Annotated in this window: 11 protein-coding genes; 6 read left to right on the top strand and 5 right to left on the bottom strand. The window is 69.6% G+C overall.

Annotated elements, in window-relative coordinates; genetic code table 11:
- Window positions 1-12 precede the first annotated feature (12 nt).
- The 4 genes from AC5LXX_RS25005 to AC5LXX_RS24990 form a co-directional block, all read right to left on the bottom strand.
- Window positions 13-1,035 (bottom strand): Ldh family oxidoreductase, encoded by a 1,023-nt coding sequence (locus AC5LXX_RS25005; RefSeq protein WP_493403378.1) that lies wholly within the window; start codon window positions 1,033-1,035, stop codon window positions 13-15.
- Window positions 1,028-2,620 carry an aldehyde dehydrogenase (NADP(+)) gene (locus tag AC5LXX_RS25000; RefSeq protein ID WP_493411385.1) on the bottom strand — a complete coding sequence of 531 codons (1,593 nt, stop codon included), beginning with the start codon at window positions 2,618-2,620 and terminating at the stop codon, window positions 1,028-1,030. Before AC5LXX_RS25000 ends, AC5LXX_RS25005 begins: the two co-directional genes overlap by 8 nt.
- Window positions 2,621-2,697: 77 nt before the next feature.
- A complete protein-coding gene (locus tag AC5LXX_RS24995; RefSeq protein WP_493411384.1) occupies window positions 2,698-4,323 on the bottom strand; it encodes an APC family permease in 1,626 nt (541 codons plus the stop codon).
- Window positions 4,324-4,551: 228 nt separating this feature from the next.
- Window positions 4,552-5,472 carry a dihydrodipicolinate synthase family protein gene (locus AC5LXX_RS24990; protein ID WP_493411383.1) on the bottom strand — a complete coding sequence of 307 codons (921 nt, stop codon included), beginning with the start codon at window positions 5,470-5,472 and terminating at the stop codon, window positions 4,552-4,554.
- Between the two features lie 251 nt (window positions 5,473-5,723).
- On the opposite strand from AC5LXX_RS24990, the gene AC5LXX_RS24985 reads away from it, so the two are divergent.
- The 4 genes from AC5LXX_RS24985 to AC5LXX_RS24970 all read left to right on the top strand — a co-directional run bounded on the left by AC5LXX_RS24985 (window position 5,724) and on the right by AC5LXX_RS24970 (window position 9,430).
- The gene (locus tag AC5LXX_RS24985) at window positions 5,724-6,656 is read left to right on the top strand and encodes a 4-hydroxyproline epimerase (RefSeq protein ID WP_493413409.1); all 933 of its coding nucleotides are present in this window, start codon (window positions 5,724-5,726) and stop codon (window positions 6,654-6,656) included.
- The gene (locus AC5LXX_RS24980; protein ID WP_493411382.1) at window positions 6,653-7,780 is read left to right on the top strand and encodes an NAD(P)/FAD-dependent oxidoreductase; all 1,128 of its coding nucleotides are present in this window, start codon (window positions 6,653-6,655) and stop codon (window positions 7,778-7,780) included. The genes AC5LXX_RS24985 and AC5LXX_RS24980 overlap by 4 nt, the downstream gene beginning before the upstream one ends.
- Before the next feature lie 151 nt (window positions 7,781-7,931).
- Complete coding sequence (locus AC5LXX_RS24975) at window positions 7,932-8,165, top strand: 2Fe-2S iron-sulfur cluster-binding protein (protein ID WP_124448064.1); 234 nt, start codon at window positions 7,932-7,934, stop codon at window positions 8,163-8,165.
- Window positions 8,162-9,430, top strand: coding sequence for an FAD-dependent oxidoreductase (locus tag AC5LXX_RS24970; RefSeq protein ID WP_493411381.1), 1,269 nt, complete (start codon window positions 8,162-8,164; stop codon window positions 9,428-9,430). Before AC5LXX_RS24975 ends, AC5LXX_RS24970 begins: the two co-directional genes overlap by 4 nt.
- Window positions 9,431-9,473: 43 nt before the next feature.
- Here the strand turns inward: AC5LXX_RS24970 and AC5LXX_RS24965 are convergent, their stop codons facing one another.
- A complete protein-coding gene (locus AC5LXX_RS24965; RefSeq protein WP_493411380.1) occupies window positions 9,474-10,418 on the bottom strand; it encodes a LysR family transcriptional regulator in 945 nt (314 codons plus the stop codon).
- 168 nt (window positions 10,419-10,586) lie between these two features.
- On the opposite strand from AC5LXX_RS24965, the gene gtdA reads away from it, so the two are divergent.
- Together gtdA and AC5LXX_RS24955 are read left to right on the top strand one after the other, a co-directional pair.
- Window positions 10,587-11,630 carry a gentisate 1,2-dioxygenase gene (gtdA, locus tag AC5LXX_RS24960; protein ID WP_493411379.1) on the top strand — a complete coding sequence of 348 codons (1,044 nt, stop codon included), beginning with the start codon at window positions 10,587-10,589 and terminating at the stop codon, window positions 11,628-11,630.
- A 103-nt stretch (window positions 11,631-11,733) separates the two neighbouring features.
- Window positions 11,734-12,432: a fumarylacetoacetate hydrolase family protein gene (locus AC5LXX_RS24955; protein WP_493411378.1), complete on the top strand. Its 699-nt coding sequence runs from the start codon at window positions 11,734-11,736 to the stop codon at window positions 12,430-12,432.
- Window positions 12,433-12,434: the final 2 nt, after the last annotated feature.

The raw sequence follows: 12,434 nt of genomic DNA, 5'->3' as shown, positions 1-12,434 counted from the left end.
GGCGCCCCGGTGTCAGTCGAGCAGCGTCAGGATCTCGTCGTACAGCGCCTTCGGAACCCGCACGCCGTTCGCGATGCTGCGCGCGCGGGCGTCGAAGCGCCGTTGCGACGGCAGCCGCGCACCCTGCGCAACGATCGACTCGAACATCCGTTCGCCGCGCGCGAGGCCTGCGTCGAGATCGTCGCCGAGGAACACCTTCGGGTCGAACGCGATCACGAGCTCGCCGTGGCACGGCGTCGCGCCGACGCCTTCGTCGAAGTCCATCGATTCGCGGCTCGTCATGTCGCCGATCAGCGCACCGCCGAGCAATTCGACCATCGCCGCGAGCGCCGAGCCCTTGTGACCGCCGAACGTGCGCATCGCACCCTGCAGCGCGGCCTTCGGGTCGGTGGTCGGCTGGCCGTCGGCATCGATCGCCCAGTGCGATGGAATTGCCTTGCCTTGCTTCGCGTGCAACTCGATGTCGCCGCGCGCGATCGCGCTCGTCGCGAAATCGAACACGAACGGCTCGCCGCCCGGGCGCGGCCACGCGAACGCGATCGGGTTCGTGCCGAACACGGGTTCGCGGCCGCCTTCCGGCGCGACCCAGCTGTGGCTCGGGTTCATCGCGATGCCGACCAGCCCCTCGGCCGCGATCGCCTCGACCTCGGGCCACAGCGCGGAGAAGTGGTAGCAGTGATTGATTGTCATCGCGGCGATCCCGTGCGCCTTCGCCATCCCGACCAGCACGGGCAACCCGGTTTCGAAGCTCAGCAGCGAGAAGCCGCGATGCGCATCGACGGAAACGATCGACGACGACAGCTTGCGCAGCGTCGGCACCGCTTGCGGATCGACCTTGCCCTTCTTCAGCGAACGCACGCAGACGAGCAGCCGGTACACGCCGTGCGAATGGCATTCGTCGCGCTGGCCCTGCGTGATCACGTTGGCGATGGCCCGCGCATGCGCGTCGGACATCCCGTTGTGCGTCAGCACGCGCAGCGCGAGCGCGTGGACCTCGTCGAGCGACAGGACGACTTCGGCGGTTTGCTCAGACATGGTTCACCTCGCGCGGAACGGGCACGCCGTCGATGCGTTGCGGCACCTTCAGCGGATTGCTGCTGCGGATCGCGTCCGGCAGCAGCGTGTCCGGCAGGTCCTGGTACGACACGGGGCGCAGGAAGCGCTCGATCGCGCGTGCGCCGACGGACGTCGTGCGTGGGTCGGATGTCGCGGGGAACGGGCCGCCGTGCACCATCGCATGGCCGACCTCGACGCCGGTGCCGAAGCCGTTGACGAGAATGCGGCCGGCCTTGCGCTCGAGCGTCGGGCGCAGTGCGGCGAACAGCGCTGCATCGCCGTCGGCGAGGTGCGCGGCGATCGTCAGCTGGCCGTCGAGCGACTTCAGCACGCGATGCAGCGTGTCGGCATCCGGGCAGCGGACGATCAGCGACGCGGGGCCGAATACTTCGTCACGCAGCTCGGGGTGCGCGATGAACGCGTCGGCCGAGGTCGAGAACAGCGCCGCCCGGGCCTGGTGGCGGCCGCCTGCCGCGCCTTCCGCCAGCAGCTCGACCGCGTCGTGCTCGCGCAGCGCCGCGACGCCTTGTACATAGCTCGCGTGGATAGGCGGCGTCAGCATCGTCTGCGCGGCCGCCGCGCGTACGGCATCGGCCGCCGCGGCTTCGAACGCGCGCAGCGCGGGGCCGTCGACGGCGAGCACCAGGCCGGGGTTCGTGCAGAACTGGCCGGCGCCGAGCGTGAGCGAAGCGACGAACTGCGGCGCGATCGCGTCGTGGCGCGCCTCGAGCGCGGCGGGAAACAGCAGCACGGGATTGATCGAGCTCATTTCCGCGTAGACCGGAATCGGCTCGGCGCGCGCGGCCGCGATATGCATCAGCGCGACGCCGCCGCGCCGCGACCCGGTGAAGCCGACGGCCTTGATGCGCGGATCGGCGACGAGCGCCTGGCCGATCTCGCGCGACGCGTCGAACAGCAGCGAGAACACGCCGGCCGGCATCGCGCATTCGCGCGCGGCCTGCTGGATCGCGCGGCCGACGAGTTCCGACGTGCCCGGGTGCGCGGAATGGGCCTTGACGATCACTGGGCAGCCGGCCGCGAGCGCCGATGCCGTATCGCCGCCGGCGACCGAGAACGCGAGCGGGAAGTTCGACGCGCCGAACACGGCGACGGGCCCGACCGCGACGTTGCGCAGCCGCAGGTCGACGCGCGGCAGCGGCTTGCGTTCGGGGCGCGCCGGATCGATTCGCGCGTCGAGAAAGCCGCCGTCGCGCACGAGCGACGCGAACAGCGCGAGCTGGCCGACCGTGCGGCCGCGCTCGCCTTCGACGCGTGCGCGCGGCAGCCCCGTTTCGATGACGCAGCGCTCGATCAGGTCGTCGCCGAGCGCCATGATGTGGCGGCCGATCGCGTCGAGAAATGCGGCGCGGGCGTCGAGCGACGTTTCGCGATAGGTGTCGAACGCGTCGTCGGCGAGCGCGCAGGCTGCCTCCAGGTCGTGCAGGCTCGCGCCGCCGAAAGCGGGTTCGAGCGGTTCGCCGGTGGCGGCGGCGATCGCGTGGAGGGTGCCGTTCTGTCCGGCGACGGCGGACTGGCCGATCAGCAGTTGACCTGTGAGTTGCATGGTGTTCCTCGGGAAAAAGCATGGGCCGGGCGTGGTGCGCCCGGCCGCAGGGATCATGAAAAAGGGGCGCGGGCGCGTCAGTCCTCGTCGTCGTCGAGCTGCAGCTTGCCGGCGCGCACGCCGGTATTGGCGCCCCAGTAGTAGATGACGAGCGCGACGGCCGCGACGACGACCGTGTCGTACGGATGCGCAAGCCGGCCCGTGCCGCCGAAGCCGCCGAGATAAGACAGCACGATCATCGCGGCATAGAACGCGATCAGCCACGCGGACGAGCGCACTTGCTCGGCGAGGCTCAGGTGCGCGGTCGGCACCCAGCGGCGGCAAGCGAGATAGATGACGAACATCACGATCTGCAGGCCCAGCAGCCAGGACACCGTGCTCCAGCCCGACCAGTAGACGATCAGCGCGGCGATCACGAACGACGCCGGGCCGGTGAGGCCGAACGCGCTCGCGCGGAACGGCCGCGGCAGGTCGGGCGCGGTGCGGCGCAGCGCGGCGACCGACACCGGCGCGACCGCGTAGCTCAGCACGAGCGCGGCCGACACGATATTGATCAGCGCTTCCCACGACGGGAACGGCAGCGTCCAGAAGATCGCGAGGCCGAACGTGAGCCACAGGCCCGCGCGCGGGATGCCCGACGCTTCGTCGACGCGCGTGAACACCTTGAAGAACGTGCCCGTCTTCGCCCAGCCGTAGACGACGCGCGGCGTCGCGTTCATGTAGATGTTGCCGCAGCCGCTCGGCGAGATCATCGCGTCGGCGACCACCATCACCGCGAGCCAGCCGACGCCGAGCGCGAGCGCGATGTCGCGGTACGGCAGCGAGAACGCCTTGCTCACGTCGTGCCAGCCGCCGGCGAGCATCGCCGTCGGGATGCTGCCGATGAACGCGAGCTGCAGCAGCACGTAAATCAGCGTCGACAGCAGGATCGACAGGATCAGCGCGATCGGGATCGTGCGCTGCGGATTGCGCACCTCGCTCGCGACCGACACGATCGGCGTGAGCCCGAGATACGCGAAGATGATGCCGCCCGCGGACACGGCCATCTCGATGCCCGGCATGCCGAACGGCGCGAAGCCTTGCACGGTGAGGTTCGCGGGCTTGAAGAACGTGAACAGCACCGCGATCACCGCCAGCGGCACGATGAACTTGAAGATGCTGATGATGTTGTTCGCCTTCGCGAACGTCTTCACGCTCGAATAGTTCAGGTAAAAGAAGAAGCAGAGCAGCGCGGCCTGCACGAGCCAGCCGACGGTGGTCGGGTCGCTCGATCCTTCGACGGTGAGGCCCGGAAACCACGCGGCCGCATACTGGCGCGCGGCGACGACCTCGATCGCGATCAGGCTTGAAAAGGCGATCAGCGTGATGAAGCCCATCAGGTAGCCGAGCAGCGGGCCGTGCGAGAACACCGGGTAGCGCACGACGCCGCCGGCACGCGGCAGTGCGGCGCCGAGTTCGCAGTAGACGATGCCGAGCAGCAGCACCGCGAAGCCGCCGAGCAGCCACGAGAAGATGCCGGCCGGGCCCGCGATCGTCGACACGTGACTCGCGGCGAACAGCCACCCCGAACCGAAAATGGCGCCGAGACCGATGAACGTGAGATCGGTCAGCGACAGCTGTTTCTTGAACTTGCCGTGACCCGCGTCGGGGTGCGCGGAACGGGAAAGCGGGACAGACGGGTGAGCGTTGCCTTGGCCTGGCATGGGCTTGTCTCCTGGGGGAATGGCGGTGCAGGCGCGAGCTGCGCGCGCTCCGACGGAGCAGCGCACACGCCTGCCGGCCGGCGTCGCCCGGTTCGAACGACCGGGGCGGGACGCGGGCCCTTCACACGCGGCGCGGGTGGGCGCCGGGGCGAACGGGCCCGCAGGCCAATGCCGGACCGGAGGCGGCGGTGTGCAGGGCAAGCCCGCACGCCGCCGCAGGGGAGTCGATCAGAGACCGACGTCGGGCAGTGCCGGGCGCGTTTCGAGCGCCTTCGCGACGATCGCTTTCACTTCCGCGAGCGTGTCGCCCTGCAGCGCGAGCCGCGGCGGACGCGTGATCGCGCTGCCGCGGCCCACCAGCTCTTCGCACAGCTTGATGCACTGCACGAGGTCGGGGCGCGCATCGAGGTGCAGCAGCGGCATGAACCAGCGGTAGAGCGCGAGCGCTTCGTCGAAGCGCTTCTGCTTCGCGAGGCGGAACAGCGTCTCGCCTTCCTTCGGGAACGCGTTCGACATGCCCGACACCCAGCCTTCGGCGCCGACCGCGATGCTCTCGACCACGACGTCGTCGAGGCCCGCGAACAGCACGAAGCGATCGCCGACCGCGTTGCGCAGGTCGATGAAGCGGCGCGTATCGCCCGACGAATCCTTGAAGCAGACGATGTTCTCGCAATCCTGCAGCGCGATCAGCACGTCGGGCGTCACGTCGTTCTTGTAGATCGGCGGGTTGTTGTAGACCATCACCGGCAGGTCGGTGCTCGTCGCGACCGCGCGGAAGTGCGCGGCGGTTTCGTGCGGCTTGGCCGAGTACACGAGCGCGGGCATCACCATCACGCCGTCGACGCCGACGCGCTGCGCTTCACGCACCGTGTTGCGCGCGAATTCGGTGGTGAATTCGGCGATGCCGGCGATCACCGGAATCTTGCCGCCGGCCGCGTCGCGCGCGGCCTCGATCACCTGGAGCTTCTCGTTCGTCGACAGCGACGTGTTTTCGCCGACCGTGCCGCAGACCACGAGGCCCGACACGCCGTCGTTCACCAGGTTCTTGACCACGCGGTGCGTGGCGTCGATGTCGAGGGAAAAGTCCGGCTTGAACTGGGTGCTGACGGCCGGGAAAACCCCGGTCCACTGAATGGCTTTGCGGCTCACTGAAATCTCCTACGTTCGTATCGGTCGGCCGACGGGTGTGTCGGTGTGGCAACCAGTATCGCCGCGCAAACGCCCATCACGCTTGAGTCGTATCGCGGAGCAAAATGACGAAATCGGCACAGCGGCCGGCAGGGGCGCGACAGGCGCGTCGCACTATGCCGATTTCGTCGTCGTCCTCATCGAAAAGCCACAAGCGGACGGACGCGCGACGGAGGAAGCTATGCTCCTTTCCCCACTTCGGACAGCTCATGATGAAGCGCATCCAGATCATCGATTCGCACACGGGCGGCGAACCCACTCGGCTCGTCGTGTCCGGCTTCCCGTCGCTCGGCAGCGGCACGATGGCCGAGCGACGCGACGTGCTCGCGCGCGAGCACGACCGCTACCGCACCGCGTGCATCCTCGAGCCGCGCGGCAGCGACGTGCTGGTCGGCGCGCTGCTGTGCGAACCCGTCTCGCCCGACGCGGCGGCCGGCGTGATCTTCTTCAACAATAGTGGCTATCTCGGGATGTGCGGGCACGGCACGATCGGCGTCGTACGCACGCTGCATCACATGGGGCGCATCGCGCCCGGCGTGCACCGGATCGAAACGCCCGTCGGTACCGTCGAGGCCACGCTGCACGACGACCTGTCGGTCAGCGTGCGCAACGTGCCCGCGTATCGCCATGCGCAGGGCGTCGCGCTCGACGTGCCGGGATACGGCCCCGCGAAGGGCGACATTGCGTGGGGCGGCAACTGGTTCTTCCTGATCAGCGACCACGGGCAGCGTGTGGCCGGCGACAACGTCGCGGCGCTGACCGCGTATGCGTCAGCCGTGCGTGAAGGGCTCGAACGGGCGGGCATCACCGGCGCGAACGGCGGCGAGATCGACCACATCGAGCTGTTCGCCGACGATCCCGAGCACGACAGCCGCAGCTTCGTGCTGTGCCCGGGCCTTGCATACGACCGTTCGCCGTGCGGCACCGGCACCAGCGCGAAGCTCGCGTGCCTCGCGGCCGACGGCAAGCTCGCGCCGGGCGCCGTGTGGCGGCAGGCGAGCGTGATCGGCAGCGTGTTCCACGCGAGCTACGAGCAGGCCGACGGCGGCATCGTGCCGACGATCCGCGGCAGCGCGCACCTGAGCGCGGAAGCGACGCTGTTGATCGAGGCAGACGACCCGTTCGGCTGGGGCATCGGGTCGTGAGCGACACGAAGACCGACGTCGTCGTGATCGGCGCCGGCATCGTCGGCGCGGCGTGCGCGCACGAACTCGCGCAGCGCGGGCTGCGCGTGCTCGTCGTCGACGACGCGAGCGGCGGCGCGACCGGCGCAGGGATGGGACACCTCGTCGCGATGGACGACAACGCGGCCGAGCTCGCGCTGAGCCATTACTCGATCGAGTTGTGGCGCGCGTTGAGCGGCGAGATGCCGGAAGGCTGCGCCTATCGCAACTGCGGCACGCTGTGGCTCGCGGCCGATGCGCACGAGATGGATCTGGCACGTGCGAAGCAGGCGACGCTCGCCGCGCACGGCGTGGCCGGCGAACTGATCGACGCGGCGGCGCTCGCGCAATTGGAGCCGATGCTGCGCACGGGCCTCGGCGGCGCGCTGAAGATTCCCGGCGACGCGATTCTCTACGCGCCGGTTACCGCGAACTGGCTGCTGCAGCGTGCGCCGCGCATCACGTTGCGTCGTGATCGGGCCGTCGCGGTCGACGGCCCGAGCGTGACGCTTGCAAGCGGCGACACGCTGCGCGCGGAACGCGTGGTCGTCGCGAACGGCGTTGCCGCGCGCACGCTGCTGCCCGAGCTGCCGCTGCGCCCGAAGAAGGGCCACCTGCTGATCACCGACCGCTATCCGGGACACGTGTCGCACCAGCTCGTCGAGCTCGGCTATGCGGCAAGCGCGCATGCGAGCGACGGCACGTCGGTCGCGTTCAATGTGCAGCCACGGCCGACCGGCCAGTTGCTGATCGGCTCGTCGCGCCAGTTCGACACCGAGGATGCGCGCGTCGAGCCGCCCGTGCTCGCACGCATGCTGCGCCGCGCGGTCGGCTATTTGCCGGATCTGGCCGACCTGAACGGCATCCGCTCATGGACCGGATTCCGCTCCGCGAGCCCCGACGGCCTGCCGCTGCTCGGCGAGCACCCGGCAAGGCCAGGCGTGTGGCTTGCGGTCGGGCACGAGGGGCTCGGCGTGACGACGGCGCCGGGCAGCGCGCGGCTCGTCGCCGCGCTGATGGCCGGCGAGCGGCCGCCGATCGATATCGAACCGTATTTGCCGGGACGCTTCCTGACCGCGTCGTCCTTGGCCGGAGCGCTGACATGAAACGACCCCCACGCTCACTTTGTTCGCTGCCCCCCGAGGGGGCCGTCAGCCGCCCACGGCCGGCTTTGCAAAGCCGGCCGGCTACGCAGGCGCAGAGCGATGCTCTGCGAATTCCCTGCTACGCCCTTGGGGCGGCCCGGCGGAGGCTGACATGATCATTCATCTGGACGGCCGCGCGCTGACGGTGGCCGACGGTGCGACCGTCGCGGCCGCCGTCGCGGCGAGCGGCGACGACACGACGCGTGTGTCGTGCACGGGTGCGGCGCGTGCGCCGTTTTGCGGGATGGGCATTTGCCAGGAATGCCGGATGACGATCGACGGTCGGCGCCGGCTGGCGTGCCAGACGCTGTGCCGCGACGGGATGCACGTGGAGCGCACGCGATGAAACAGGAACGACTGAGCGTCGACGTCGCGATCGTCGGCGCGGGCCCGGCCGGGCTGTCGGCCGCGCGGGCCGCCGCGCAAAGCGGCGCGACGGTTGCGATCGTCGACGACAATCCGCGCGCGGGCGGGCAGATCTGGCGGCAGGGCGCGGCGGCCACGCCTGCGCCGGCCGCCGCCGAACGGCTCGCCGTGCTGCGGCAGCCGAACGTCACGCATCTCGCGGCGACGCGCATCGTCGCCGAAACGCAGCCCGGTACGTTGCTGCTCGAGGACGACGAACGCGGGAGGCTGCTCGATTTCCGGACGCTGATTCTCTGCTGCGGTGCCCGCGAGCTGCTGCTGCCGTTTCCGGGCTGGACGCTGCCCGGCGTCACCGGGGCGGGCGGTTTGCAGGCGCTGATCAAGTACGGGCTCGACGTGCGCGGGCAGCGTACGGTGATCGCCGGCAGCGGGCCGCTGCTGCTCGCGAGCGCGGCGACCGCCCGTCAGGCCGGCGCGCGCGTGTCGCACGTGCTCGAGCAGGCCGCATGGGGCGACGTGGCCGGGTTCGGCGCGGGGCTGTGGCGCTGGCCGTCGAAGCTCGTGCAGGCCGCGAAGCTCGTCACGGCCGCTTACCGGCCCGATGCGCATGTCGTCGAGGCGTTCGGCGACAAGCGGCTCGAACGCGTGCGGATCCGGCAGGGCGATCGTGTGTTCGAGGTCGATTGCGACCGGCTCGCCTGCGGCTTCGGCCTCGTACCGAACACCGTGCTGCCGAGCCATCTCGGCTGCCGGATCGACAACGGCGCGGTGGCGGTCGATGGGCACCAGCGTACGAGCCGCGACGGGTATTTCGCAGCCGGCGAGTGCACGGGTGTCGGCGGCAGCGAACTCGCGATGGTCGAAGGCGAAATCGCCGGCTACGCGGCGACCGGGCAGACGGCGCCGTTGGCTGCGCTCGTCGCGCGGCGCGCGCACTGGCAGGCTTTTGCGGATGCCGTGCGCGAGCGCTTTGCGATCCGCGAGCCGATCCGCCGGCTCGCGCGGCCCGACACGCTGCTGTGCCGTTGCGAGGATGTGCGCTTCGATGCGGTCGCACAGGCACCTGGCTGGACGGCTGCCAAGCTGCAATCGCGTTGCGGGATGGGCGCATGCCAGGGCCGCGTATGCGGCGCGGCCGCGCAGGCGCTGTTCGGCTGGACGCCGCCGGTGCCACGCACGCCGCTCGTCCCCGCGCGGGTCGGCACGCTGATGCTCGACGGCACGGCATCCAGCGACGGCGCGTGACGCGTCGCGCCCAGGCGGCCCGGTTCGCGCCGGGCCGCGCCGCTTACTCCACCTTCACTTTCTCCCATCCGCCGACTTGCGGTGCCGCACAGGCGCGCAGGCACTCGATCGTCGCGGCCACGGCCGCGCGGTTCGCGCTGTCGGGGTGCCAGTAGATCGACACCGCGCCCTGTCCCTCGAGCTCCATCGGCAGGATGCGGATCGCGTTCAGTTGCGCGAAGCGCCGCGCGGCACGCTGCGACGCGACGCCGAGCAGGTCGGTGTTGTTCAGCAGCGTGAGGTTCAGGATCGACGAATTCGATTCGACGCAGTGCGGCGGCTGTACGCGGCCGGCGGCATTCAGCGCGGCTTCCAGCGCGTTGTGCACGGGCGTGCCGGACGGCCATACGATCCACGGGTAGGCGAGCACGTCGTCCCAGCCGACCGACGCCGCGCCGGCGAGCGCGTGGTCGGGCCGCGCGACGAACACGACCGGATCGACGTACAGCGCTTCGGCATGCAGCAGCGGATCGACTGAGGTCGATCCCGAGCGGCCGACGACGATATCGAGTTCGCTGCGTGCGAGCTGCGGCATCAGCTGGTTCATCGTGCTTTCGGTGAGCCGCACCTGCGCTCGCGGCATCCGCTTCAGCAACTGCGACACCGCGAGCGGCACCGTGTCGGCCGCCGCAACGCCCGACGTGCCGATCGTCACGAGGCCGCTGCCGCCTTCGCGTAGCGCGGCCATGTCGTCGCGCGCGACGTCGAGCTGCGCTTCGACGCGACGCGCATGCTCGATCAGCGCTTCGCCGTACGACGTCGGCCGCAGGCCGCGCGCATGCCGTTCGAACAGCGGCAGCCCGACATCCTCTTCCAGCTCCTTCAGCCATTTCGACAGCGCGGGCTGCGTGGTCGCGAGCGCCACCGCCGACTGGCTCAGGTTGCCGGTGCCGGCCAGGCTCAGCAGTACCTGGAGATGCCGCAATCGCAGCCGGTGGGTCCAGTCCATCGCATGCCTCGTCTCGAGAAGGTATATCCAGAATTATATGGATCAGATGATTTGACCATTTTGCTGGGTATGGCTGCGTCGAATATAAATCCACTCACGGACTGCAGCACGGTCCCCGACCAGACAGACTCGGCGCCGACGCCGATCGGCCGCCTCGAAGGAGACATCATGACGACCCAACCGGACGCGTCGCGCGCCGCCTACTACGCACGGATCGCCGAGCAGCGCCTCGCGCCGCTGTGGGAATCGCTGCACAACCTCGTGCCGAAATCGCCGCAGCCGGCCGCGCAGGCCGCGATCTGGAAGTACGCGCAGGTACGCGACCTCGTGATGCAGGCCGGCAGCGTGATCAGCGCGGAAGAAGCCGTGCGCCGCGTGCTCGTGCTGGAGAACCCGGGGCTGCCCGGCAAGTCGAGCATGACGCCGAGCCTGTACGCGGGGCTGCAACTGATCCTGCCGGGCGAGATCGCGCCGAGCCACCGGCACACGCAGTCGGCGCTGCGCTTCATCGTCGAAGGGCGCGGCGCATGGACGGCCGTGAACGGCGAGCGCATGACCATGCATCCGGGCGACTTCATCATCACGCCGTCGTGGGCGTGGCACGACCACGGCAATCCGTCGGCGGACGAGGGCGGCGAGCCGGTCGTGTGGCTCGACGGGCTCGACATTCCGCTCGTCGCGAGCCTCGATGCCGGTTTCGCGGAGAACTATCCGGAAGCCGTGCAGCCCGTGAATCGCCCGGAAGGCGACAGCCTCGCGCGCTTCGGTCACAACATGGTGCCGGTGCGGCATCGCGCGAGCGACCCGACGTCGCCGATATTCAGCTATCCGTATGCGCGCACCCGCGACGCGCTCGACGCGCTGTACCGGAACGGCGAGCTCGATGCGTGGGACGGCGTGAAGCTGCGCTATGTGAACCCCGCGACCGGCGGCTGGCCGATGCCGACCATCGCCACCTTCATGCAGTTCCTGCCCGCCGGTTTCGACGGCCGTACGTACCGCAGCACCGACGCGACGGTCTACTGCGTCGTCGAAGGCGCCGGCACCGCACACATCGGCGGCAACGCATTCGCGTTCGAGCCGCACGACATCTTCGTCGCGCCGTCGTGGGCGCCGGTGCGGCTGTCGGCATCGTCCGACAGCGTGCTGTTCAGCTATTCCGACCGGCCCGTGCTGTCCGCGCTGAACCTGCTGCGCGAAGCGCGCGATTGATACCGCCCGCGTTCGACGATCCGTTTTCCGTTTTCCGTTTTCCGTGTGCCGTGTGCCGTCGTGGCGGCGCACGCCTTCATTCATGCCTACGCTGGAGCCGTTCATGACTTTCGTTTTCCCGCCCGAAGCGCCCGTCGCGCTGCCCGTCGCCGGCAGCGATGCCCGATTCGCAGTACGCCGCGTCTATTGCGTCGGCCGCAACTACGCGGCCCATGCGCGTGAAATGGGCTTCGATCCCGATCGCGAGCCGCCGTTCTTCTTCTGCAAGCCGGCCGATTCGATCGTGCCGGTCGCGTACGGCGAAATGCTCGAACTCGCGTATCCGTCGCAGACGCAGAACTATCACTACGAAGCCGAACTCGTCGCGGTGATCGGCAAGGGCGGTTCGGACATTCCGCTCGAGCATGCGCTCGAACACGTGTGGGGCTATGCGGTCGGCCTCGACATGACGCGCCGCGACCTGCAGATGAAGATGCGCGAGATGGGCCGTCCGTGGGAAATCGGCAAGGCGTTCGACCGCTCGGCGCCGATCGGGCCCGTGCATCCGGCAAGCGACGTCGGTCATTTCGAGCAGGGCGCCCTGTGGCTGACCGTCAATGGCGCGACGAAGCAGCGGAGCGACGTGTCGCACCTGATCTGGTCGGTCGCGGAGACGGTGGCTGACCTGTCGAAGTTCTTCCGCCTCGAACCGGGCGACGTGATCTTCACGGGTACGCCGGAAGGTGTCGGCGCGGTGGTGGCCGGCGACGTGATGAAGGTCGGCGTCGAGCGTCTCGGCGAACTGACCGTGCGCGTGGTCTGACG

This window comes from Burkholderia torrens, from assembly GCF_984668525.1.
This window is presented reverse-complemented; position numbering and strand designations above follow the sequence as displayed.